General features: G+C 43.2%; 17 protein-coding genes, 4 pseudogenes and 1 riboswitch. Of the genes and pseudogenes, 7 read left to right on the top strand and 14 right to left on the bottom strand.

Annotated elements, in window-relative coordinates; all coding sequences use genetic code 11:
• Nucleotides 1-177: 177 nt before the first annotated feature.
• A complete protein-coding gene (gene amrA / locus ATC1_RS02745; RefSeq protein WP_062278167.1) occupies nucleotides 178-1,563 on the top strand; it encodes an AmmeMemoRadiSam system protein A in 1,386 nt (461 codons plus the stop codon).
• Nucleotides 1,560-2,387, top strand: coding sequence for an AmmeMemoRadiSam system radical SAM enzyme (gene amrS, locus ATC1_RS02750; RefSeq protein WP_062278169.1), 828 nt, complete (start codon nucleotides 1,560-1,562; stop codon nucleotides 2,385-2,387). Before amrA ends, amrS begins: the two co-directional genes overlap by 4 nt.
• A gap of 132 nt (nucleotides 2,388-2,519) precedes the next feature.
• Here the strand turns inward: amrS and ATC1_RS02755 are convergent, their stop codons facing one another.
• Nucleotides 2,520-3,428 (bottom strand): demethoxyubiquinone hydroxylase family protein, encoded by a 909-nt coding sequence (locus ATC1_RS02755; RefSeq protein ID WP_062278171.1) that lies wholly within the window; start codon nucleotides 3,426-3,428, stop codon nucleotides 2,520-2,522.
• 185 nt (nucleotides 3,429-3,613) lie between these two features.
• Nucleotides 3,614-3,741, top strand: a riboswitch (FMN riboswitch).
• Nucleotides 3,742-3,792: 51 nt separating this feature from the next.
• Here ATC1_RS02755 and ATC1_RS14555 point away from each other — a divergent pair.
• The 3 genes from ATC1_RS14555 to ATC1_RS02765 all read left to right on the top strand — a co-directional run bounded on the left by ATC1_RS14555 (nucleotide 3,793) and on the right by ATC1_RS02765 (nucleotide 6,544).
• The gene (locus ATC1_RS14555; protein WP_082174670.1) at nucleotides 3,793-4,581 is read left to right on the top strand and encodes an ABC transporter permease; all 789 of its coding nucleotides are present in this window, start codon (nucleotides 3,793-3,795) and stop codon (nucleotides 4,579-4,581) included.
• A gap of 171 nt (nucleotides 4,582-4,752) precedes the next feature.
• Nucleotides 4,753-5,745 carry an ABC transporter substrate-binding protein gene (locus ATC1_RS02760; protein WP_172667699.1) on the top strand — a complete coding sequence of 331 codons (993 nt, stop codon included), beginning with the start codon at nucleotides 4,753-4,755 and terminating at the stop codon, nucleotides 5,743-5,745.
• A gap of 40 nt (nucleotides 5,746-5,785) precedes the next feature.
• Entirely contained in the window at nucleotides 5,786-6,544 is a 759-nt protein-coding gene (locus ATC1_RS02765; RefSeq protein WP_062278175.1) for an ABC transporter ATP-binding protein, read from the top strand.
• Between the two features lie 194 nt (nucleotides 6,545-6,738).
• Here the strand turns inward: ATC1_RS02765 and ATC1_RS02770 are convergent, their stop codons facing one another.
• From ATC1_RS02770 to ATC1_RS02780, 6 genes and pseudogenes are all read right to left on the bottom strand, one after another.
• On the bottom strand, nucleotides 6,739-7,746 hold the full coding sequence (locus tag ATC1_RS02770; protein ID WP_062278177.1) for a DNA polymerase III subunit: 1,008 nt from the start codon (nucleotides 7,744-7,746) through the stop codon (nucleotides 6,739-6,741).
• A 7-nt stretch (nucleotides 7,747-7,753) separates the two neighbouring features.
• A complete protein-coding gene (locus ATC1_RS15140) occupies nucleotides 7,754-9,472 on the bottom strand; it encodes a hypothetical protein (RefSeq protein ID WP_407920568.1) in 1,719 nt (572 codons plus the stop codon).
• A gap of 80 nt (nucleotides 9,473-9,552) precedes the next feature.
• Nucleotides 9,553-10,012 (bottom strand): annotated as a pseudogene (locus ATC1_RS15145) (preprotein translocase subunit SecA); the annotation flags it as partial.
• A 276-nt stretch (nucleotides 10,013-10,288) separates the two neighbouring features.
• Nucleotides 10,289-10,591 (bottom strand): annotated as a pseudogene (locus ATC1_RS15150) (preprotein translocase subunit SecA); the annotation flags it as partial.
• A pseudogene (locus tag ATC1_RS15155) lies at nucleotides 10,571-11,854 on the bottom strand (preprotein translocase subunit SecA); the annotation flags it as partial. The pseudogenes ATC1_RS15150 and ATC1_RS15155, both read right to left, overlap by 21 nt.
• A gap of 509 nt (nucleotides 11,855-12,363) precedes the next feature.
• On the bottom strand, nucleotides 12,364-13,521 hold the full coding sequence (locus ATC1_RS02780) for an IS256 family transposase (protein ID WP_062278182.1): 1,158 nt from the start codon (nucleotides 13,519-13,521) through the stop codon (nucleotides 12,364-12,366).
• Between the two features lie 121 nt (nucleotides 13,522-13,642).
• On the opposite strand from ATC1_RS02780, the gene ATC1_RS02785 reads away from it, so the two are divergent.
• Entirely contained in the window at nucleotides 13,643-15,223 is a 1,581-nt protein-coding gene (locus tag ATC1_RS02785) for a glycosyltransferase family 39 protein (protein WP_062278184.1), read from the top strand.
• 259 nt (nucleotides 15,224-15,482) lie between these two features.
• On the top strand, nucleotides 15,483-16,694 hold the full coding sequence (locus tag ATC1_RS02790; RefSeq protein WP_062278186.1) for a 30S ribosomal protein S1: 1,212 nt from the start codon (nucleotides 15,483-15,485) through the stop codon (nucleotides 16,692-16,694).
• A 274-nt stretch (nucleotides 16,695-16,968) separates the two neighbouring features.
• Here the strand turns inward: ATC1_RS02790 and ATC1_RS02795 are convergent, their stop codons facing one another.
• The 7 genes and pseudogenes from ATC1_RS02795 to ATC1_RS02825 all read right to left on the bottom strand — a co-directional run.
• Nucleotides 16,969-18,408, bottom strand: coding sequence for a DUF4832 domain-containing protein (locus tag ATC1_RS02795; RefSeq protein WP_062278188.1), 1,440 nt, complete (start codon nucleotides 18,406-18,408; stop codon nucleotides 16,969-16,971).
• Nucleotides 18,409-18,461: 53 nt separating this feature from the next.
• A complete protein-coding gene (locus tag ATC1_RS02800) occupies nucleotides 18,462-18,923 on the bottom strand; it encodes a DUF4956 domain-containing protein (protein WP_082174630.1) in 462 nt (153 codons plus the stop codon).
• Complete coding sequence (locus ATC1_RS02805; RefSeq protein ID WP_062278192.1) at nucleotides 18,907-19,305, bottom strand: VTC domain-containing protein; 399 nt, start codon at nucleotides 19,303-19,305, stop codon at nucleotides 18,907-18,909. The genes ATC1_RS02800 and ATC1_RS02805 overlap by 17 nt, the downstream gene beginning before the upstream one ends.
• Nucleotides 19,302-21,068 (bottom strand): CotH kinase family protein, encoded by a 1,767-nt coding sequence (locus ATC1_RS02810; RefSeq protein WP_062278194.1) that lies wholly within the window; start codon nucleotides 21,066-21,068, stop codon nucleotides 19,302-19,304. The genes ATC1_RS02805 and ATC1_RS02810 overlap by 4 nt, the downstream gene beginning before the upstream one ends.
• 2 nt (nucleotides 21,069-21,070) lie before the next feature.
• Complete coding sequence (gene pelG / locus ATC1_RS02815) at nucleotides 21,071-22,558, bottom strand: exopolysaccharide Pel transporter PelG (RefSeq protein ID WP_062278196.1); 1,488 nt, start codon at nucleotides 22,556-22,558, stop codon at nucleotides 21,071-21,073.
• A 287-nt stretch (nucleotides 22,559-22,845) separates the two neighbouring features.
• Nucleotides 22,846-24,276, bottom strand: a complete 1,431-nt coding sequence (pelF, locus tag ATC1_RS02820) for a GT4 family glycosyltransferase PelF (protein ID WP_062278198.1) — start codon at nucleotides 24,274-24,276, stop codon at nucleotides 22,846-22,848.
• Nucleotides 24,273-25,769 (bottom strand): annotated as a pseudogene (locus ATC1_RS02825) (DUF2194 domain-containing protein); the annotation flags it as partial. The gene pelF and the pseudogene ATC1_RS02825, both read right to left, overlap by 4 nt.
• Between the last annotated feature and the right edge of the window lie 50 nt (nucleotides 25,770-25,819).

A 25,819-nucleotide genomic window follows, 5' to 3' on the forward strand; every position in this document is an offset into this window, starting at 1 on the left:
TATTCGAAATATGGACTTGCTATTCGAGTCGATCGGGAAAAACTTGTTGTTGTGATTGTTTGTGCGGAGCCGGAAATCATTACAACAACAAAAAATCTTCCCTATATTTCGAATTGCTGGTTCAGTTGACAGCTGTATATAATTAAAGAAAAGAAGTTTTCCGGAGAAGGAGTCAACATGTCCATTATCGGCGCTTTTATCGTCCCTCATCCGCCAATTATTTTACCGGAAATCGGAAAAGGTGAAGAGAAGAAAATTCAAAAAACCATCGACAGTTACCGGTTAGTAGCAAAAAGAATTGCCGAACTTGCTCCGGAGACAATTGTCGTCACAACACCTCATTCCATTTTATATGCAGATTATTTTCATATCTCACCTGGCTTGAAAGCAGAAGGAAATCTCAGACAATTCGGCGTTCACAACATCATTCTTGAAGCGAATTATGACAAAGAATTTGTCCAAAAGCTTGAAAAGAACGCACAGGAAGAGCTGATCTCTGCTGGAACGCTTGGCGAGCGCAATCCGGGAATCGATCACGGAACACTGATCCCGCTCAAGTTTATTAATGAATTCTGGACATCCTATAAGCTGGTACGAATCGGTTTATCCGGAGAACGGCTGACAGTACATTATCAGTTTGGAAAGTGTATTGCAAAAACCGCGGAACAGCTCAATCGGAGAACAGTGTTTATCGCCAGCGGGGATTTGTCTCATCGATTAAAAGAAGACGGACCTTATGGATATCGAGCAGAAGGACCATCTTTCGATCAAAAAGTCACACATGCGATGGAAACCGGAAATTTTCTGGACTTTTTCACATTAGATCCAGTACTTTGTGAAAATGCCGGCGAATGCGGACTACGCTCCTTTGTGATCATGGCAGGCGCGTTAGATGGACAGGCTGTCCGCTCGACTTTGCACTCTTACGAAGGCCCGTTCGGTGTAGGATATGGTGTTGCCTCTTTTGAGATCACAGGAAAAGACGAGAATCGCCATTTTGATAAAATCTATGAACAAAATGAGAAACAACGCATGGCTGAGCGTAAAGATCACGAAGATCCATATGTCAGGCTGGCAAGAACATCGTTGGAAACTTACCTGACAACGAAAAAGCATATAAAACCACCGGAAAATCTGCCGCAGGAAATGATCACAAAGCGAGCTGGCGTTTTTGTAAGCTTAAAGAAATTCGGACAACTGCGAGGCTGTATTGGAACCATTGCTCCTGTCACTAAGAATATCGCAGAAGAAATTATTATGAATGCGATTTCGTCGGGTACCAATGATCCGCGTTTTCCTCCGGTCACTGTTTCAGAATTGCCGGATCTGGTATACAGCGTGGATGTACTCTCGGAAGCAGAGTCTATCCATTCACCCGATCAGTTGGATGTAAAACGGTATGGCGTCATTGTTTCAAAAGATTATCGGCGCGGGTTGTTGCTGCCAAATCTGGAAGGTATCGACAGCGTTGAACAGCAAATCTCCATCGCCAAACAAAAAGCTGGAATCAGAAAAGATGAAACCGTTACAATGGAACGTTTTGAGGTGGTGCGTCATCAATGAAAACAACTTGTCCCATCTGTTTCCATCATTGCAGTCTGGAGGAAGGGCAAACCGGATTTTGCGGTGCAAGAACCAATATTCAAGATCAGATCATTTGCACTAATTACGGGAAAATAACCTCCATTGCACTGGATCCAATCGAAAAGAAACCGCTTAGGCGCTTTTTCCCCGGCAGCTTCATTCTTTCCGCAGGGAGTTACGGCTGCAACCTTCGCTGTCCCTTTTGCCAGAATAGCGACATTTCTCAGACTTTTAAAGATCACGTCCGGATTACTATGATTTCGCCGCAGGAACTGGTAGATGAGGCTCTCAAACTGAAAGCCAGAGGCAATATCGGTATTGCCTACACCTACAATGAACCGTTTATCAGTTATGAATTTGTCATGGACTGTTCCAAACTGGCACACCAGAAAAAGCTAAAGAATGTTTTGGTAACCAATGGTACTGTGGAAGAAAAACCGCTGTTGGATATTTTGCCATGGATTGACGCCATGAATATTGATCTTAAAGGATTTACTGAAGCTTTTTACAAAAAGCTGAGTGGCAATTTGGATACTGTAAAGCGGACAATCGAGTTGAGTGCAAAATCAACCCATGTAGAAATCACAACGCTGATCATACCTGATGAAAATGATTCCGAAGAAGAGATCAGTCAAATCGCCCAATGGATCGCAGGTATCGATCCGGAAATTGCCTATCATATCACACGCTTCTTTCCTCATTTCAGAATGATGGATCGGAATGCAACTGAAGTGAGGCTGGTTTATCATCTGGCAGAGATAGCCCGTCAGTATTTGCCGTATGTATATGTCGGTAATTGCTAAAAAGCGTTTTTCGTTGTCGGATTGAATCCAGCGAATTTGATTTATGGGATGAATTATTCGATGTACTGTTGTTTTTTACGCAGTGTGAAAAAAAACAGCACATCGATTTTTCTTTGTTTTCTCAAAAAATTTTCAAATATCGATACCCAGTATTTTCTTCACGAGCAAACCAATTAAAAACGAAACTCCAGCCACTGAGAGACTGACGAGGATCATTTCCCTGAATTTCGTGGAAAATTTTTCATTCCTTGCGACAGAAATATAGTAATTAAAACCGGCGATGATCAGAATAACAATTGCCAGCATAATAATCAGAGCCGACAAAAATTGATGATCAGGCAATAGGATATAAGGCAGCAGAAGTGCGACAACCGTGAATAGGTAAGCAATACCGGTATAACCGGAAGATTTCAGGGCATCCTCCCGACCTTCATTCTTGGCAGAAAGGTATTCTGAAGAAGCCATGGAAAGTGTCGCCGAAATTCCTGTGATGAGACCAGCCAGTGTGATCATCCGATTGCTCTGCATGGCAAAACTCCAACCTGCCAGACTTCCAGAAAATTCGACCAGTGCATCGTTCAATCCAAGGACCATCGAACCAACATATTTCAACTTTTCTTCGTCAATCATTTGGATCATTTTCAATTCATGTTCTACTTCCTCGGCAAAGAGTTTTTCAAACTCCGGATGTCGACGAAACAATTCCTGGTTACCCTCTTCCAGCATGAGCTGTTTCCGCGTTTTTTTCTCTGTCTCATGACTCAAGAGATGAATCTCCATCAGTTTCACAGCGAACGTGTAACCGAGAATTTTACCCATCAGAATGTACCAATAAACAGAAAACATATTCGGACGAACGTCCTGTTTCGTTAACTTCTTAAAAAGATCGTAATGTACCTGTTCCTGTCGGGCAATATGTAAAAGCGTTTCCTTATCCTGTTTATTTTTTACACTCTTTGCAATACCTTCACAAATAAGTTTTTCTCTGATTTCATTTACCTGCATAAATTTTAGATATTCCATGAATTGTCGATCGTCCATCCGGTTGTTCCATCCTTTCCATCCATTTGTATGCTAATTGTAATCGCTTGAGATCACTCCGCAAAACAGGAAGATTCCCAATAATTCGAAATATTGAATCCATCCCACATTTCGCATGCTGATTCCTGCAAAAACATCTGGCAGGTTGACAAAAAATGGAGTAGAATCAATTTCAAGTATAGAAAACATTCTTTCAGGGCAGGGTGCGGTTTGAAAAAAACCTATTCCCGATCGGTGGTGACAATCCACAAGCGAAAGCTGACTCAGTGAAATTCTGAGATCGACGGTATAGTCCGGTATAAAGAAAGAAGTGACCTGGTTAAGGTTCATAAAAGCCCTGAAAAGAAACGGGGCTTTTTTAATTATGGCTTTGCAACGTTCGAATAAAAAAAAGTTCACGCCGAAGAATCTTATCCCGCCATTATCGATTCTGTGCGGTTTGATTCTTTGGGAATTTTTGGTTGGCGTGTCGCAATATCCCGAGTTTATCCTGCCTGCTCCGTCACAAATTTTGAGCCGTTTTCTGATATCCGTTCAATCCGGTGTTTTATTGCGGCATACGCTGATTACCTTATGGGAAGTGGTTTTAGGATTGGCAGTGGGTAGTTCGCTGGCGCTGTTGAGCGGATATTTTCTGGCACACCATCCGGTGGTGGAAAAGATCTTCTTTCCGTATATAATCGCCAGTCAGGCTATCCCGATGGCTGCCATCGCTCCACTGCTTGTGATCTGGCTGGGTTCCGGCATCGCTTCGAAAGTGCTTATTTGCTCGTTGACAGTTTTTTTCCCGATTCAGATCAATGTCATCATCGGTCTGCGGGAGATTCCGCGCAATTTACAGGATCTGATGAAGTCGATGCGCGCAACGCCGCAAGCGATTTTAAAATATCTGGAAATTCCGGGAGCGCTGCCTGTCATATTCGGCGGGCTGCGCATCAGTTCAACGCTCTCCGTGATCGGCGCTGTCGTTGGTGAGTTGACCGGCGCCGACGCAGGACTGGGTTACCTGATTAATACAGCACGCGGACAATTCGATACAGCCATGGTATTCGTGACGGTTCTCATGCTGATGGCGATTGCTCTGTCATTGTACTTACTGATTGTCCTGCTGGAAAAACATTTCTTAAGATGGCAGCAGGCAAAAATCAATTGACCTGACGTGAACCTTTAACAATTCGAAATATGGATTGACTTTTCTAATGTCGAAAGAAAATTGGTTGTTTTTATGGTTTTACTCTTCAGGAAAAACCATAAAAACAACATTCAATTCTTTTCATATTTCGGATTCCTGGTGATCATCTATATGAAAGGTAAGGATTTATTGATGCAAAAAAGAAATTTCATACTCTTGTTAATGATTTGGATGATTGTTTTCGTTATTTCTGCTTTTTCCGTCAACGCCGAAGAACAGCCCATCGATGTTTTTTCATTGCCGGTCGGGTTTGTCCCCAATGTTCAGTTTGCACCGCTTTATGCCGCGCTGGAGAATGGCTACTTTTCGGAAGAACATATCGACCTGAGTCTCAACCACAGTATGGAAATCGACACGGTTGCGCTGGTCGGAGCTGGCGAGATCCCCTTCGGAATTTGTTCCGGAGAACAGGTTCTGCTTGGCAGAAACAAAGGACTGCCATTGGTTTATATCGCCGGTTGGTATCAGCAATACCCTGTCGGAATTGTCTCTCTGGCAGAAAAGAACATTCGCACCATGGAGGATCTGCGCGGAAAAAAAGTGGGCACGCCGGTGCTCAGCGGAGCATCTTACATCGGTCTGGAAGCGCTTTTACAACAAGCCGGGATGACGGATGCCGATCTCCAATTGGAAACGATTGGTTACGCTCAGGTTGAAATGCTGACTTCGGACAAGGTGGATGCGGCGGTTATTTATGTCTCCAATGAGCCAGAACAACTGAAAGCGTTAGGATATGATATTCATCTCATCACGGTTGCAGATTCGATGTCCATGGTGGGCAATGGCCTGATCACGAATGAAAAAATGATTCGGGAACATCCCGATCTTGTCAGCCGCATGACCAGAGCGTTCTTAAAAGGGATCCAATGGACAAAAGAGCATCCCGACGAGGCTTATGATATCTGCCTGAAATACGTCGACAATCTCAAGGACGCAAAAAATCAGGATCTGCAAAAACAGGTTTTAAAGCAAACGATCCGTCTTTATGAGAATCCCGAACAAACCATTCCGGGCGCTTCTGATCCGGAAGCCTGGCAGAATATGGCGGCTGTGATGAGCCGAATGGGCTTGATCAAGGCGGATATCGATGTCGCAGCCGCCTTTTCCAATGCGTTTGTAAAATAGATCGAACGCTATAAAAAACGATGGAAATCTGGAGTATCGTTTGGAAAAGAATCTACTGAGCATACAGAATTTATCGAAGTGTTTTCCGGCTGAGAACGGCAATACGCTGGAAGCATTGGATTCTATCGATCTGAATCTTCAAGATGGAGAATTTGCCTGTATCATCGGACCTTCCGGTTCTGGTAAAAGTACCCTGCTCAGAATTCTGGCAGATGTACTGGAGCCGACTTCAGGGACGATCCAGTATGCGGAGAAGAAACCGATCACCAAAGCGATCGTTTTTCAGAATTCTAACCTTCTTCCCTGGTATACGGTAATCCAAAATATTGCACTTCCACTGCAAATCCAGGGAATTCCAAAAATTATGGCGATTCAACAGGCACAGGCTTGGGTGGAAAAAATCGGATTGCAGGGATTTGAAAATGAGTGGCCGCAAAATCTTTCCGGAGGGATGGCGCAACGCGTCGCGATTGCCAGAGCCTTAATCCAGAAACCACAGCTTCTGTTACTGGATGAACCTTTTGGTGCTCTGGATGCACTGACTCGCGAACAGATGTCCATCGAATTGTTAGGCACCTGGGAACAGATTCACACGACTGTTCTGATGGTCACGCATTCTATTTCGGAAGCAGTGCTGCTTGCAGATCGTGTGCTGGTGTTCGGACATCGCCCTGGCTGTATTGTCAATTCACTCGAAATTCAATTTGACCGTCCGCGAAACCCGGATTTAAGAGATACAGCTGAATTTACGCAAACTACAAAATTGTTGCGTGAAATGATCCTCACGAACACAAAATAAACAGGATGACGATTATCGTAGTAATTCCTACGAAAATAGAATTCATTTTTCAATATCGGATGTGTAATTTCTTTCATCTGCTGTTCGAAATATGGATTGACTTTCCGAATCAATCAAGAAAATTTGTTGTTCTTATGGTTTAGCACTTTACGCTAAACCATAAGAACAACAAAGAATTCTTTTCATATTTAGAATTAATGCAAACTGGGCCATTCCAATAATAAATTTTCTGTCAGTAGCTGTAGATTAACATTGGCATCCAGATAGTCCATGGAATGGTTGATCTGGTTGAGTACGGATAAAAATCGCTCGGAAGGAACTTTTTCGGCGATTCCTGACAAGTCAAATTTTAGATCTACAAAAGTCAGCGGTAATTCTCCAGGTAAATTGCTATTTGTGGAAAGAAGCAATAAATCTCGGAATAATGACTGCCAGATTTGAAGCGTATTCCTCAAATCACCACGTTTACGTACATCTTTGAATTTCTCGGCATAGCGAAAACGCTGACGAGTATTTTGCGATAAAAGCTCCAGCCCTTCTCGTGCTGTCTCTAAAATCGTATCCGCTTTCTCTTCGTTTTGCAGCAGACTAACCGCAAAGCCAATCCGACCAGCAGCCAGATGGGCAATACGCCAGGCATGTTCTTCATCCGCGTTCCATTCGTCTATTAAAATTTTTTGCAGATCCGCCAGCGGCATCGGGCGGAGCCGAATGATTTCGCAGCGTGAGAGGATCGTCGGCAGCAGTGCGTTTTCCATACTGGCAGTTAAAATCATTTTAACATTTTCAGGCGGTTCCTCCAGCGTCTTTAATAAGGCATTCTGTGCGTTTTGGTTGGCTTCATCAAAACGCAGAAATAACGCAACCCGCCATCTGGCTTCATATGGCTGCAGGGACAGGGAATGCTGAATTTCACGAACTGTGTCAATTTTGAGAATACCGCCCTGTGTTTCCGCTTCGCCGATAAAAAGATCAGGATGCTGCATTTGTAAAACCTGACGGCAAACTCGACATTCTCCGCAAAACTCACCGACAGTAGGAGGATTCAGACAATTCAACGCCTGGATAAAGCGCAGACTGATCGTACGCCGTCCGATGCCCTGAGGACCGACAAACAAATAGGCATGACGGGAATTTCCGCTGCGCATATGATTTTGTAAAATTTGAACAGCCCAATCATGGGCAGCGATGTTCCAGTTCATCACCGGTCTATTTCCTTTTCTGCTTTTTCTCGTTCTTTCGGGAATCCGCTTCTTTTTTTTCGCGATCGGATTTTTCTGCGTTTGTTTTTTGCTGTTGTGGCGATTCTTTATTTTCAGCATTGTCAGCAGCAACAGGAATTCGTTCTGAAACGGTCAGCATTGAAAGCGCTGGCAGCGCAATAAACATCCGTTCAACGACATTCTGGCGGATGTCATTCAACAACTGTGTAAATAATTCAGCCGCTTTCATTTTATATACAACCAGCGGATTTCGCTGCGCATAACTTTCCATACTGATGGAGACACGCAATCCTTCGATTTGGGTCAAGTAATCTACCCATTGGCTGGTGATGCTTCGCAACAGCACCTGGCGATGAACCTCATTCTGAAGGCGCTGTCCCAAGATGGATTGAATCGCTAACTGCGGTTCGCCGTTGATCTCCATCGGAGAAACATCCTTTATTTCAGCAAAAGTATCTTCTCCGAGTTCCTGACGAATCCGAGCTTGAATATCCGTTTTCATTTGACTCAGAGTCAGATTGTTGGTACGAATTCGGCTCCAGTCTAACCAGCCAAAAATCATTCGCTGGCCTTTCATGGCGTCCATATAATGCTCCCAGATCAGCCGTTGCAGCTCGTCCGCTTCCAGATTTTCGAGAAGCTGTCCGCAATAATAAATAAAACTGCACCGCGTGTAGGTTTTTGTCGATTTTCGGTGCGTTTTTGCGTCAAATGCAATGTGTTGACCCTGACTCATCGTCCGTAATAATTGTACCCACTGCAGATCGGTCAGATCCGACGGCTGATATGATTTTAGCGCTTCGGTTAGATCCGACTGAATTTGTGCCTGACTGCCAAAAAGTTTATCTGCGCGCAATGTATAAGCTTTTTCAACAGCGTGCATCACGCTGCTGCTGAGAGAATCCCAATCGCCGATGGCTATTGTTTCTGCAGGAGCGCTGTAATCACCGCTTAAACGGTTGCCGATCACCAGATTCAGACGCTGAACAAAAACGTTGAACAAAGCGCTGGTTATCTGATCACGCAGTTCATCCAGAACCGACTCATCGCCTTCAGCCAGCAAGCGTTGTTTTTCAGGATTCAATCGAAACGCCACTTTGGCGTAACTGGAAGCATCTGCCAGCACATCCTGCGGTCGAAGCGGATCGGTTAACTGATTCGACTCCTCATTTTCTCTTTTTTGTTTTAATTTGTCCTTCAGAGAATCAACAAAAAGTTCAAAGTTGTTTTGTCGTTCGGATAATTGTGTTTCAAAGCTTGTCCGGTTATTTTCAATCAGTTTCTCCATGATTTCCATGCCATTGCGATTTTCAACTTCAAAAGCTTTTTTTCCGAAATCAATCAATGACGCCAGCAAGTGTTCACGGGAAGGCTGCGATCCGACTATCTTTTGAAGGGATTGAATGATCATCTTCTGAGAAAAAGAAGGCAGGAATATTCCTTCCAGCTCAATTGCTGGTTGAACGCTGTCCAGATAAGCAGCCAGTTTCCACTTTTCCTCTTCTTTTGATTTTTCGAGGTGATTTTTCAGGTCGGTTTCAAGCAGTGCGTAAATATCTTCGCTCAAATCCGCTTTAATAAATGCCTGATCCCGCTGATCATAGATTCGTTTTCTCTGTGTATTCAGCACATCGTCATATTCAAGGGTGTGTTTGCGAATATCAAAATTCGTTCCTTCCACACGTTCCTGTGCCTGTTCGATCATTCGCGAGAAGAGACTGTTTTCCAGCGGTACATTCTCATCGATCAGGTTAACGCGTTTCAGGACATTTTCGAGCTGTTGTCCGCCAAAAAGCCGCACAATTTCATCCTGCAACGACAGGTAAAAGCGCGAGGATCCGGGATCCCCCTGGCGGGCAGCACGACCGCGTAACTGGTTATCAATACGGCGGGACTCATGGCGTTCGGATCCGATGACATGCAGACCACCCAAAGAACGAACCAGTTTCATATGGTCGACAAAGTCGATGTATCCTTTGACGGATTCTTCGTATATACCATATTCTTCTACTGGAATTTTCTTGATGGCTTCGTAGCGTTCTTCGATCGTCAAGTTATACGGATCGATCCCCAACCGGCTTAAAACACGGTTGGTATCCCGAAGGATATCCTCATCCAGTTCACCGCCTAATTTGATATCAACGCCTCGTCCGGCCATGTTCGTTGCTATGGTTACTGCGCCGTAAGCGCCAGCGTGCGCAATGATCATACCTTCTTCATCGTGTTTGCGGGCATTTAATACCTGTGGATTGATTCCGGCTGTGACAACTTCCAAAAAACGATCCATGTCTGTTTCCGACAGATTGAATTCTTTCATGAGGTAGGGTTTGTTTTCTGGTTCATCAATGTTCAGTGATACGCCGAGCTGTCGCGCCATCGGGCGCAGATCACCGGCGTTGATATCCAGGATGGATTTATTAAAAGGAATGAATTCTTTGATTGGTGATTCCAGATCCTTAATTTGATTCTGCTCCATCCAGACCCTGCGAAGCATGAGTACCTGTACCAGCCGTCGCAGCGGTTCCTGCTTTAATCGGCTTGCCAGATACTCAGAATGTTCAACCGATGCGGTGCCGATGAGCTGTGGTCGTCCGATCACATGATTTTTGAGGATTTCAATTGTAATTGCCCGAAATTTGGCTTCTTCGGATTGATAAATGACATCCGGATAATCTTTCCGTTTGTAAAACAGCGGCTGATCAATGCGCTTCGGATCAGCATAATAAATATATTTGTATCCGGATTCATCTTTCGCTTCTTTTTCGACCAGGTTGCTGCCGGATAAATGGGCTGTATATTCCAGATTCGTTGGAATCGGAATCACGTCTAATAAGTAAATTTTATAAAACTCTTCTTTTTCAGTCAGCGCTGTACCGGTCATACCCGCAATTTTTTGATACATGCGATAGTAATTCTGGAGCGTAATTGTCGCATAGGTGACATTCTCCGGTTCAACTTTCACGCCTTCTTTGGCTTCAATAGCCTGATGCAGTCCATTGGACCAGCGGCGTCCAGGCATCAAACGACCGGTAAAACTGTCAATAATGATGACCTTATTGGATTGAACGAGATATTCCTTGTTCCGTTTGTAGAGAAATTCCGCGCGCAGCGCCTGATTTAGATACCCCATCATGCGTTCCTGCTCAATCGTGACTTCTTCCGGACGGTTGGGATCCCTTAATACCATCCCAAGCAATTCTTCAACATGATCCATTCCATTATCGGTCAGATAGACATTCTGATCTTTCTCGCTGACTTCATATTCTTCCGGAAGAAGTTGTTTGACCACTTTCGCCATGCGGTAGTATTCTTCTACATCATCCGATGCCGGTCCAGAAATAATCAACGGAGTACGTGCTTCATCGATCAGGACATTATCGACTTCATCGATGATTGCATAATGATGCCCGCGCTGTACGCGATCTTCTAAATTCATCGTCATATTATCGCGAAGGTAATCAAACCCAAATTCACTGTTCGTCCCATAGGTAATATCCGCATCATAAGCTTCTTTTCGAGAGACCAACCGCAAATGATCCTGGTCTTCTTTCGGAGAAGAAACGCTGAAATCGACCAGAAATGCTTTCTTCCCGTTATCCGTCCTGGCTGCCATCTGCAGCACGCCGACACTGAGTCCCAGCATTTGATAAATCGGCGCCATCCAACGGGCATCGCGTCTTGCCAGATAATCATTGACGGTGATCAGATGAACGCCTTTTTCTGAAAGCGCATTCAGATATACTGCCAGCGTCGCAACCAGCGTTTTGCCTTCGCCGGTCCGCATTTCGGCAATGCTCCCGTCATGCAACGCCATACCGCCAATTAACTGTACGTCATAATGGCGCATGCCAAGAACCCGTTTGCTGGATTCTCGTACAGCAGCAAATGCCTCTGGAAGAATATCGTCCAATGTTTCGCCTTGTGTTAGGCGTTGTCGGAATTCAAGCGACTTCTTGTTCAATTCCTCATCGGACAGTTTTTCATAGGCTGATTCCAGTAGGTTGATTTGCTCAACCACTTTGGTGTATGCATCCAGTTGTTTTTGAATAGGATCCAGTCCTAAAGCAATTTTTACTTTTTTAAACATATCGTTCTCCGTAACGAGTTTTGCGGACTGCTTTCAGCAATTCTTAATTCAGAAAAGTTTTCAAAAAAAGAGGATATTTGTTGTTCATTTGTTTTTGCATTCTGTGCAAAAACAAATGAACAACAATAGTTCTTTTTTTTAATGATGGAATTGCTGAACTACTTTTTTCAGGCTTTCCATCGTCCCATTTTTTACCAGTTCTATATGTAAAGAGCACTACTTAAATAAATTGGGAGGATGCTTCGGCCAGCAATGCCCTATCGAAAGTAGATGACAATCATATTTTTTATGGGTTAATCTTACCACTTGCTCAAAACAGATTGGACATTATGGCCAGTAGTAATTCGAAACATAAACCAACCTTTCGAATCAATCCAGAAAACTTGAAACACAACATTTAATAATCGTCCTTATATTTAGATTTATTGATGATATTTGTGTCCATAGGTTCCATGCAGGATTATGCAACCCTTTTTCTGTAAATTAGAGTCTGAAATATCCATAGATCTTTAAGAATTCATAAACTTGCCAGTACAAAAATGTTTTCCGATCTGCCATTCTTCGCAGGTCTCCATCAGTAATGCCGAGACCAACCTGAGACAAGAAGCTTGATTTGGAAACACACCAACCACTCTTGTCCGTCTGCGAATCTCTTTATTAATCCTCTCCAGACTATTGGTTGTTCGTATCGTTCTTCGATGTTCCAATGGAAAATCAAAAACCAAAAAACCCTCAAAAAGGTTATTTTCGAGCCAAGATGAAAGCCGCGGAGCAGAAATAGCATACTTCTGGATGGCGCTCTGCAAGAGCTCTTCTGCTGTCTTTCGATCAGGAGCATTAAATATGGCTCTGATGTCTGCTGCCACTTCCAATCTCATCGATTGTCTGGGCAGATAAGCTCCGGCATTCTGTTGCAGATGGAACTGACACCGTTGCCAGGGAATACCGCCAAAAACTGCTCTTCTGGCTGCCCCTAGACCTTCATGGTCATCACTGATAATCAGCTTTATTCCGTGTAACCCTCGCTCTTTTAGACTCTTTAAAAATGCTTTCCAATGTGTTTCATGCTCACTAAGCGAAACTGAAACCCCAAGTATTTGCCGTTCGCCTTCTGGCGTAATGCCAGAGGCCACCAAAACCGCTGCATCTCTTACTTGTCCTGCTTCACGAATCTTCTCATATCGGGCATCCACAAAGAGATAGCTGATCTCTCCTAATGGCCTTTCACGCCATTCTTGCAGTACTTCGTCCAATTGCGCTGTTGCCCGGCTGACTTGTGTGGCTGAGACCTCAATCCCACAAAGCTGTTCCGTAATGGTTTTTACCTTCCGAGTCGATACTCCCTGTACATACATTTCAGCCAGTGTGATCGTAAGGGCTCTTTCACTTCGCAGTCCCTTTTCCAGAGCACTGGGATAAAAACCACCCTCTCTAACCTGTGGAACTGCAAAGGTAATGTTTCCTATCCTGGTCTGTATCGTCTTCGGTTTGAAACCATTTGCATGTCCCTTGCGATCCTTTGTGCGTTCGTACTGTTCAGCTTGTAAGTACCTTGATCTTTCTACTTGCATGGCGTTATTTATCAGCACTCGCATCATTTCTGGAATTGCTTCCAATCCTTTTTCCGCTATTTCCTCTGCAAAGGTATAATTATTTGGGTGAGTCATTTCTAGTCTCCTTTTATGGTTTGGTTACTATAAGGATACTTCTGACTCACCTCTTTTGTTAAGGTTCTTTATTTTACAGAAAATATGTTACACCAACCCATGCAGGGATAAAATTAGCAGTATGAATCTTATTAAAAAGTTGCACATTTCAACCAGTCACCCGCAAACCTTTTTGTTTGTAATCGCTGTTTTTTTGCTCTGTCTGATTTCAGTATTTCTGTATTGCTATGCAACGCCCTATGGTATTGGATTGACCAATGATTCCGCCGCCTATCTTGGCGGTGCGCGCAGTCTTCTGACTGGATTTGGCTATGCTCGGATTGGTGGTGATGGATTGCCGCGCCTGATCACGCATTTTCCCCCCATGTATTCGCTATTCATCGCGGCAGCAGCATTTCTGGGAAAAACAGATGTTTTCAAATCTGCCTGGGGAATAAACTTGTTTTGTTATGCAGCCAATCTGGTATTGTTCGTCTTGCTGTTGAAACAAATGACCCATCATCATCTACCAGCTCTGCTTGCCGGCATTTGTTATCTATGCTGCGGACCGATTCTGCAGGCGCATGTCTACGGACTCAGCGAAGCGCTATTTCTGGCTTTTTTCCTAAGTACACTGCTCTTTCTGCTATCAGATAAAAAAAGCGAATTCCGATCTGCACATTGGCTATTTATCGGTTTTTGGATAGGAATCCTTACTCTGATTCGCTACATCGGTGTAGCAACATTATTGACAGCATTAATTGTAGTTATCTGCAGCATTCCTGCCAAAAAGAAGAAAATACGGGCTTCAATCAGCCTCCTGATCGGTTTTTTCTTGCCGGTCAGTCTATGGCTGATCCGCAATGGCATCGCCGGCGAGAATGCAGTAAACCGTTCTTTTTCCTGGCATTGGCCTGCAGCCGATAAAACGGAGGAAGGACTGCGCAATCTGGCAAGTTTTTTCCTGCCGGAATTCGGAGGAATTGTTGAGAAATTTCTGCCATTCTGGGGAATTATTCTGAGTATTCTTCTGGCTGGTTTGCTCATCTGGACGTTCCGATCCTGCATCAGAATATTATCTGCACAAAAAGCTGCTGAGTCTGCCGTGTTGCTTTCGCTCCAGGCTGTGGTTTACTTTTTCTCCGTGATCTTTGTTGTCATCTGCATAGACGGATCTACACTTTTTGACAATCGCATTTTTTTGCCGTTTTATGTATGCCTTTCCGCCATGGTGATTGATTCAGCCTCCCGGCTCTTCACTAAAAAAAGGTCGTTGAAAATCACAGGAATTATCATCATCCTGGTTTTTTCTGCGCTTTTAATAGAAGATGAATCGGATCTATGGAACACCTATCACCAGGACGGACAAGGATTTGCCAGTCAGTCATGGCGGGAATCAGAAACCAGAAATGGGGCAATCGCTCTTCCGCAAACAGCGGATCTTTTCAGCAACCGGCAGACATTTTTATGGTTGATGAATAATCAGCCAACCTATATACTGCCGCCAATGTTTAACGCTGCCAACCAGGAAGAACGTGAATCATTCGAAGCGGAGAAAGAATGGATGAGGGAGGATATTCTTAGTCACAAAGCCTATGCAGTAATTTTTAATTATCAGGAGATGATGAATGATCCGGGGGATCGCGCATGGCTTGATCTTTTATTAGAGGATCTGCCGATTTATGGAGAATACTCGGATGGGATGATTTTTGGAATCCGATAATATTATGAGCGTGAGCCTGCGAATATTTTTCTTGAATTTCAATGTAATTTTTTATTCTTGCAAATAAAATTTGCAAAATAATTGTTTTGAACACTGTGGTAAAATTAGAAAATATATTAAATGGAAATGTTATCAAGCGAACTTTTTCAAATCTCGATCAGTTTTTTGTCAACAATTCCAAGGGTTTTATCTTGTCAAGCAGATTAAACCAATATATAATGATTGAATAACCTTTCTTGTTGGAGAAAAAAACAAAATTATGGAACCTATCGTCTCCCCTAATGAACAGGGGGTAAACCTTGACCCCGATGACAACATGGCATCTCTTCTCGAATCAAAGGGAATGAGTATTGATTTTCCCCGTCAGGGTGAAACTCGTCAAGGAGTTATCGCCAGTATTACCCAAGACCAAATTTTGGTCAATGTTGGCACGAAATCTGAAGGTATCATTTCTGGGAAGGAACTCGAGTCGATCCCAAAAGCTGAACGTGACAGGCTGAGTGTCGATCAGGAAATTTCTGTTTTTATCCTTGATCCTGAAGATTCGAGCGGAAATTTAGTTCTTTCCTATATGCGAGCACGTGAAGAGGAAAGTTGGAAAAAGGCCGAGGAATTATTAGCATCCAAGAAAACTTTCGAAAGTAAGATTACCGGTTACAACAAAGGTGGCTTAATCGTCGATCTGGACACAATTCGTGGATTTATTCCTGCCTCCCAAATCAGTCTGTCCCGCCGCGCAGCAATGAGCGGAGACACTCCGGAACAACGCTGGAGTAAAATGATTGATGAACCGGTTAAAGTATGTGTAATCGAAGTGGATCGAGAACGCCGCCGTCTGATCTTCTCAGAACGAGCAGCCAGCACCGAAACCAGAGAAACGCTGAAAGAACGTGTCATCGACAACCTGAATGAAGGTGATATCCGCACCGGTCGTGTAACCAGTTTGGCTGATTTTGGCGCTTTCATAAACATTAGCGGTGCCGATGGGTTAGTCCATCTTTCTGAGATTTCCTGGGATCATATTAAGCATCCCAATGAAGCACTGGAAATCGGACAGGAAGTAAAAGTGAAAGTCATCAGCGTTGACAAAGAAAAGAAACGCATTGGTCTTTCCATCCGCCAGACCCAGGAAGATCCATGGGCAGATCGCGTTGCAAAATATCAGGTTGGCCAATTGGTGGAAGGTACGATTACACGTTTGACCAAATTCGGCGCCTTTGCAAAACTGGATGATGAGATCGAAGGACTGATTCATATTTCCGAAATCAGTGAAAAACGGATTGAACATGCCAAAGAAGTCCTCAAAGAAGGCGAAAAAGTCACCTTGCGTGTGATCAAGATCGATCCAGCCAATCATCGCATCGGTTTATCTGTCCGCCGTGTTGATTCCATGGCATATGCTGATATGGATTGGCAGTCTTTATTAGACAGCGACTTTGATGCAGCCATAGAGGAAGCACAAGGAGAGTAATCTCTCTTTGATTGTGAAAATGGAAGGTACAAAACCGCGCAATGCTGCGCGGTTTTGTTTTTTAAGTTTTAATAAAAAAACGGTTTGTTATGTACGGAGTGAAAAGAACTTTGCCAGAACGAAGAACATGCAAGGCGGACAGTGGAACCGGCTGACAGAGGACTGCTTTGCCCTTTGTGTGGTTCCATGTTAGTCTGTCGATGCGAGGAGGGCATACGCGCCCGATGAAGTAATTTTTTCTTAGATTTTTAATTCGCAGGAACATTGATCCTAATTATTGCTGCAGAGACAACAGTTCATACCAAAAATCATCATGTGGGGCTACCATGGCAAGCGTTACGCGGGCTCGTCCGTTTGAAGGATCAACGATGCCGGTTTCGATTCTGTTCTCACCCTTGAATAATATTTTTTGCGGAATTGTTAATGTAACTGGAAACTCAACCCCGGGCTGAATCTCGATCAGGTGCATCGGAAGCGGCATCAGATTATACTGACCATCATCTCCGACAATTCTCAGATAAGCTTTCCAGTCAAAATAGAAGGGGGCAATTCCATCGTTGTGCCAGGTTAAGGTGAACTGGTAATCCCCATTGTTCAGCTTTGAAATTTCACTCTTTGAAATACGCAGCCTGTAACCGATCAAACGATTCACCTGATCCAGCGCCGGCTGAAGGTTACCATCGCGTTCCACTTTAACAAAACTGCCCGGTCCGATCCAACTGGTGTGCGATCTGGCAAAAAGATCCAATGTCAGTGGCAGCAGTTCGCCCAGTAATTGCTGATGTTTCATTTTTGTCGATAATTCACCACCGATTGGATTGGTTTGCCAGGCTTCCGGCATTGGCAGAAGTAATTCGGATTCAGCGGATTGTTCAGTATCTTCTCCAGTTTCAATCCAGGTTAACCACGCTTCCGTTGGTTCCTGTTCTCCGGCAGCGTCGTTGAATAATCCGACTGCGATGTTTCCGGCGGCTGCAAAGGGACGGCGCAGCATTAGTTTTGCATCAGGAAAAGCAGAAACATATGGAAGAATATATTGTCTGCAGATAGAAACCGACGGCATGGACGCGACATCGGGATGAATATGCCATTCACCCCAATGTCCGAGTGAGCCAAGTTCGATGTATGCAAAGAATGGATCTTTCGCATAGCGCTTTCCCAGCGCGGCAATCGCTTTGGCATGGGCTTCGATGAAAATCGGATTTGCATAATTGGGAGAATAACCACGCCCGTAAGAAACAGCGTAAGCTTTTCCATCTTTACCTGTGGCGTTGTAGAGCCAATCGGGAATGTCACGATGGTTGTTCTGCCCCGGCATATCTGTAACAAATCGGAAGATGACGTGCTTTCCCTGTTCCCGCCAGAGATCGAAATGATTGTTTTTCTCAAATGATTCAAAGTCATAAATTCCCTGTGTCGGTTCGAATTCAGCCCACGTCAGATCTGCATAGACCAGTGTGAAGGGCTGTTCTCTTTCTGAAGAGTCGTCTGCCCATGTGGCGCTGCCGATAAAGGGATTGGATATTGCTTCATCGCTTGCAGGATAGTGAAATGAGATTGCAATGCCGACAGCCGATTTTGTGTTTAGACCGAGAATCCATGAGATGCAAAAAAAGTTCAACCAACAGAAAAAAAACTTCCACTTCATTTGGGAAGTGGAAAAAAAGACTTTTTGTATCTGTTGCTCAGGCATATTTTTTTTAGAAGTTGTCATTAACTGTTTGCAATCCTTTTAATCAGAAATTCAATCGGATTGGCATAACCGAATTAATCAACATAGTCTCCACGGTATTGCACAATTGTCAAATCTTTGATGTTCTCGATTTTTCGGATGCGATCGGTGAAAGAAAGGTCGTGCTTTCGAACGCGTACTTCAACAGCCATCTCGGTATCATTTTTGCGCATCGTCTTGGATTTGATTTGGTATGGATTTGTTCCGAGAATTTTTCGGACTTCTTCATCGATGCCCTCTCCATCGTAGTGGAGCAACAGAATGTACATTTCATCCCGCCCATGTTTGCGGCTGGATAAAATCCACAGGAGCAGTACCATGATAACAGATGTGAGCACGGCGATATAGAACATACCGGCACCGATAGCAATTCCGGCAGCAACTGCCCAGAACAAAAATAGCAGATCCATCGGATCCTTTACTGCGGTACGGTACCGTACAATAGAGAGCGCACCAACCATACCCAATGATAAAACAATGTTAGATTGGATCGTCACGATAATGCAGCAGGTTGTATTTGCTTTTTTTCAGGAAATCATATTCACCGCAAAGAATCAATTCAGTTTCACTGCGGGTCACCGGTGCGCTTTCTTTGAGGATGTATTGTCCATACTTGTTTTTCCGTTCCAATTTAATAAATCGATCCGAACAATTATAAACACGCAGGCGATATTTATGTCTCAGCAAAATACCATCTTCTTTTTCCTGGTAGGCTGAATCCCAATAATCATCAAAATAAAGACTGCGAATCCAATATTCTCCGCTTGTTCCGGCGTTTTCATCAGGTGGGATAATTCCCTTCATCCGGGCACGCAGCAAAGCCCAATCCGGCAAATTGATCAGGTATTTCAGCTCGTGACGATAGCGGTCATCTTTCATAACGGGTTCTCCACTTTCCCGTTTTCAAGAACGATAAATCTTCGCATCCCTTGATGGAGACCGCTGTCTGTGGCAACCTGATCGAAAGGTATTTGTGTTTTTCCACTTTCGTTCCTGGCGATTATCCGCCAATAATAATTTCCAGGAGGAAGCATCGGAACTATCGTATTGGATGGCAATTGATCCAGGCTTTCGTATACAATCGTGTTTGGTGCAAAAGACCAGTCTTTAGCAATTTGAACGTCATAGTAAATAAACTCTGCATTAAAATCATAAGCTTCTGCCCAGCTGAGTGAGATTTCTTTTCCATCACTTTCAACGGGATCCATATAGAAAGGCATCGGTTTTTCAAGAGAACTCAGAAAGCGTTGATAAGCGATTTCTGTATCATTGGGCATATTCTCATAAATCCGATCAAGATCTTCGAGAGTGACCTGCAGATTAATCTTGTCAGGCATCCTCTTTGTAAATTGATCTACAACCGTCCGATATTTCGCAATCTCTGCAGCTATCCTTTCCGGAGTGATAATACCTCTTAATAATTCCACCTTTTCTTTCAGCGCGTCCCGATATGCTTTAACGCGCAGCATGCGATTGAAAAGGACAACACCCCAGTAACCGGAAACGCCGTGTTCCCAATCTGCTTCAGTCCATACATTCTTAAGCAGTTTATCTTCATAATAAGAAAGGCATCCATCCCCATCCCAAAACAGATAATACCATTTACTGCTGTTGACCGGGCTGTATAGCAGATAATTCTGTGCATTGCTGTCTGGATTTGCCATCAAAATATTGTAGGCTATATAGCTGGTCAGATTGTTGATGTCAAAATAACGTGTGATCGTATCTTCAATCGGGATGGAATAATCATTGATAGCATCCAGCATTTCGATTATTTTCTTGTGGTTTTCTCCGGTTTTTGGTTCCAGAATATCGTCAAATTCTGAAAGATCATAGAGCGGATCAGTTGCCAGTCGTATTTTGTCTTCGTATCGGAAGAATTCGTTTAAATTGGCTTTATAAAGGTTTCCTTCGCGACTGAGGCCATGATTGCGCAAATAACGGCCGTTCGGCAGCTCAACTTGTGTGAACAAGCCATAATCGGTGAAATCTTTTTCACCTGCTATTTGATCTTTGATGAAAACATTTACAAATTGTGTACGAAGACTTGTTGTATCAGGAATATCTTGTAGCAAGGTAAAATAAAGCATGTTTCGTAGCCGAGTCGGATCCCCCGGATGTTTATTGATGGCAATCGCTCGTTGTCCTCTCCAGAGACCTGCATTATCAAAAAGATCGATACGATAGGATTTCTGGGGATAATCAGTGCTGGTACGGCCGCGAACATTGAGGGTTGCATTAGATGCCAATGCTCCATACCCGACTTCTCCCGGCAATGGTCCATATTGATCCCCGACCTGGAAAATAATTTCCGTTTTGATTTTCTGAACATTATTCATACCCTGCAGATTTTTGTATGAATTTACTTCTTCAAAGGTATGATTCGTTTGGTCTTCCTCACTGCCTCCCGTAATTGTGATGTAAAAATAGATCAATGAGGTTGGATCCTGATTGGCATAGAGCGTTTTATCGTCTTTTAATGGAAGTTCATTTACATCCATCGGTTGCGCTTTGGATACTTCACGCTGCGAATCCGGAATCGTATTTTCAGAAGGCGGCTTTGTATCCTTGGTATTGCAGCCGAAAAACATCAGGCTTATAACAGCCAATCCGATAAGAAAATTTTTTCGTTGGATTCTCATGCTTAAGGATTCCTATTTCGTGTTTTTCTGTAATAAGCTCTGTCAGCTCCATATTCCATTTCATCCAACACAGATGCCAGTTTTATCCAAAGGTTGGATCGCTGGACTGCTAAAATCGGCTGGCTGCAATAGATATGGTAATCTATGTTTCTGACAAAGGCAAATAAACGGGGAATGCCTGCCAGGTACATGATAATTCCGGCAATCATCATGCCGAGGCCATAATAAATTGGAGAACGGAATAAGAAAAATCGCGTACAAAGGAGGTTCGTACAAAAATACAAAAAGCAGGTTAACAGTGCACCCTTACGGTCATTAAAATAAAGCTGGAGCTGCATAACACAGTTGCCGATTGCATAAGCACTGTACCCGATGCACATAATTTGGAACATCGTGATCATGTCTTTTGTAAAACCGATGGATTCCAAAAAAAACCGCATCAGGATTGCATAAAATACCATCGCAAAAACTTGAATTTCGATGAGCCGGAATACTTCCTGATTTAAGGAGGCTGTCATATTTTTCTGCGAAATTTGAATTTCTTTCAGCGTGCCTCCGTTGGATATCGCTGCAAAATAGTGCTGGTATTTTTTGAAAAAGGTTACTTCGACTGAAACTACAAAATTTACATTTGCCGGAATGGTTACCAGGAAAGCGAAGAATGCTGCTGCATCATGCATCGGCGCCTGACGGAAAAGGCCTGTTACATTTTCTCCCAAAGGGGAAAACCACATCAGAACAATATGGACGAATGCCCCCATCTGTCCCAGTATCCCAATGAAAACGAGATCCGGGTATAAGCCAAAATATTTGATAAAAGCAAATAAACTGCCGGATCCGACCGGGAAAATTCGCAGGAGAATTTTCGTAAAGCTGTAAATCATCAGCCCATATCCGGCAAAGAGTCCTGCTATGACAGCTGTAACGGGGTCAATACCTAAAAGAAGAAGAATTCCACTAATAATAAATACTGTCAGAACCCCTGCGAGAAATCCAAGCAGTATTCTCTGATAGTCCTTCGCCGCAGTGATATAAGCCATCTCGAGCCAGACAAAAGTCATTTCAATGAATAATCCCCAATTAAACAGACGGTCAGTAACTGGGATTTCGGGGGCAAAATGGAGGAATATACCATAAATCAGCCCTCCGGGAATAAGGATCAGAATTGCCCCTCCAAAAAGAGACGGCAAAACGCGTTCATAGTTTTTCTCGAATAGGCTATCGGCTGTATAACGGGCAAGGATGGTCTGCAGAACTGAAGAAAGGATTAAAGATCCAATTGTCGCATATACTACCATAACTAATAAGATATCAGTCTGATGTTCAGTTGCTCCAAAGTATTGCGCGAGATATTTGATCCCAAGCATCATTAAAACCGCCAAGACCATCGTGCCGGATGTGATGATGCTTGTATAAGCATAAGCACGGATTTTTGAAATTGCGCTTTTGCCTACAAATAATTTTCTAAGTTCAAATCCAATTCCTGCCATATTTCCCTTTTCGTATCAGCGATTTTAAATGTGGGAAAAATAATTTACTGTCGTAGTTTTTTTGTCCGTTGTGTAAAGTCAATACGACAACATGTTTTTTGTCTTCATTCGAAATGCCTGTCAAAATTTCGATTTGCTGTTTTCACCTCGGTATTTTTATTAAGAACGAATTTTTTGTAAGAGAGCTGTCTCCGTTCCCTTTTTTTGAAAAACTATATGGAAAGTGGTTAGTTTTCAATCAAATAAGGTCTTTTCTCAATTTAAATTTATCAAAGAAATCCCATGAATTATGCGTTCCATTTTTTTTGAGCAATATCGATCGCTTCTTGATACAAATCCAGATAATTCCGAATCATTTGTTTATGATCATATAATGCATGGACGCGCTTTTTGCCATTTTCTCCCATTTGCCTGCGCAGATCGTCATTTTGACAAAGCGTAATCATTGCTTCTGCCAACGCCGACTGGTGCATTGTTGGAACGCAGAATCCTGCATCGCCAAATCCGTCTCCTTTACCCTCAATTAATTCATCGCAACTTCCCACTTTCGTTGTCACAGCGGGTCTTCCGGCAGCCATTGCTTCAAGAATTGCCAGCGGCTGTCCTTCGGAGATACTGGTTAAAACGGTAAAATCAATTTTTTTCAAGTAATCATGCACATCTACCCTGCCGGTAAAAATGATGTTTTTTAGCTCCAAATCCCGAATTAATTGCAGGCATTCTTCATAATACTCTTCATCCTCATCCGTTGAGCCCATAATATGCAAACGCACGTTATCCATTTCATCACACAGAAGAGAAAAGGCATAAATCATCGTTTTAATATCTTTAATTGGAACAATTCGTGCAATAGCACCGATATCGATAAAACCATCCGGTTCTTTCAATGGAATGTCCGAAAATTTATCAATATGGACTCCATTGGGGATTACGGTACATTTTGCGGAATTACATCCGATTTCCTGTTGAATTTGGCTTGCCCGCTGAAAGAGTGATGTTACACAATCTGCTGCGTCATATGCACAGCGGGTGAACATGTAAAACATATTAATCCATAAATCTTTAAAATGGGGTGGAACCCAATCCGTCCGCAGAATTTCTTCCTCGCGTTCTCTTGTATAAATCCCATGTTCGGTGAGTATGTAGGGTTTCTTGTAACTGATCGCTGCCATTGTTCCCAACACGCCTGCATATCCTGCTGAAACAGAGTGATACACATCTGCTTCTGGCAATGGGCTGCCCATCAGATATAACAATGGCAGAAACATCGAACGAATCGTCCAAAAAAAATCAGTAAAACCGACATAAGGGTAATCTTTCGCACAGATTTCCTGTAACAATGAAAAAAAATCGTGATCTAATAAAAATTCCACGCCTTTTAATCGATTTCCCCGAAATAGATTAAAGAGCACGCTCCAATCAGGATTTTGACAAGAAAGCAGCTCGCGTGCAGCTTGAACCTGAGCAGCTGACAAATGAGTTCGACGTGGATTTTCTGCAATTTTTTCTTTTAGAACCGAATCAAGATATACATCCTGAAATGAAACAACATTTTGCGGAAGTTGATAGGCGAAATGATTCTGTTGTTTTTCCTGTGCTCCGATTGCCCAAATGACGAATTCATGCTGCGGCATACTCTGAATGAGCTGCTGAAGCCATGAAGAAACACCACCTGCCACAAACGGATAACTGCCCTCACAGATCATACAAATTTTCATTGTTTTGCCTTCCACTCAATATGAACTTCAGGACTATTTGCTTTAATCCAATAAAAACCACTGGTAATTTCGTGAATTTCTCCGCCTTCAATGGAAATTAACGGATTCCTCGTGCGTAAAGCCATCCAGGCTTCATCATAGAATGGTGACAAGGAAAGATCCAAGGCATCCTCTGTTTCTTTCCGATGAATTGTCAATCGATCATAACGTTGGACTGCTGCTGCGCCTTCTGTCGATGTTGAAAATCTCAGAACCGGATAAGTGTTTATCACTTCTTTTATAAAATCCAGAAATACCTCATGCATTTTATCCCATCCAAGAGAAGCACCGCGCAATTCATCCAATAAATCATCGGGATGGATAAAATGAGAAAAAACGCCATGTAACAGGAGTTCTTGTGCCATGGTGAAACGGGAAAAATCGGTTGGAACAAATCCTGAAGTAACACGTGGAACGCTGATAAATCCATCCGGTTCTTCACGAAATTCCTGAACGAGGGCATTAACACCTTCCTCCCTCAGGTAGAGCCCTGAAATTACTTTGATTTGGGGTATGGTTTCTCGAATGGTCTGCCGTCCTTGATCGCTTAGGTAATTGGATGGAGGCACATAGGTTGAAAACCTGGGCTCGAGTAAAAGCGTATCGCCATAACGGACCAATTCCTGAAGCCCTTCCGACATTTTTTCTGTAGAAGGCCACGTTTTATAATTTTCCCCTTGATAGGGAAAGCCATCCGGGCAAAGCGGCATGTGATTATATCCGTGCAGACCCAATTCCCCCCCCGAATGTAAAAGTTCGGAGGTATAAAATTTTAGCAGGACATTATCAACACCTTTGTCATTAAAAGGACCTTCAACATTATCGTTGTATGTTTCAATCAAGACACCTGTATAGCGGAGTCCATATTTCCACGTCAATTGTTTCATATCCGGCCACCAGTGGTTGCGATAGAAACCTTTAATGTCGTAACCATAGGCATCCAGCAGCGCCTGGTTTTTACCTTCAGGCTGCGGTGCAGGGAAATCATCGATATAAACCATACCTGCGTTAATGATCGGATAGACGATTGTGTCTTCAAGCGCGAATAAGATCGAAAGGACAAATCCTCTTCCGGCTTTATTGTTCATCAGACTTGTATTAAATACAACCGTTCTCCCTTTTCCGAACGGATGCTCCCATAATAATGGCAGTTTAGGTTCCTCCGCCGTTGTAATATGAACAATGCAGTCTTTTTCCAGCTGGACAGGCATTGCATAATCTGTCAGCAGTCCATCTTCATCATATTTTGTATTGAAAAAAAGCGGCAGCAGATTCGTAACGTATTCAATTGATTTGAAATTGTAAAACTCCAATCCATATTCGATAATTCCCAATTTCCGATAAAAAATTCGGAACACTTCATCAGATTGTTGTGACATCATTAATCCAAAATGACCGCCGTCATTAATCCAGTTGGAAATCTTCATGATATCATGTTTCAGCGGCAGCATTGACTGACTGCAAAAGAGCGACGTGAATCATAATTAATGTTACCCAAGAAGTA

This window comes from Flexilinea flocculi (genome assembly GCF_001192795.1).
GTDB lineage: Bacteria > Chloroflexota > Anaerolineae > Anaerolineales > Anaerolineaceae > Flexilinea > Flexilinea flocculi.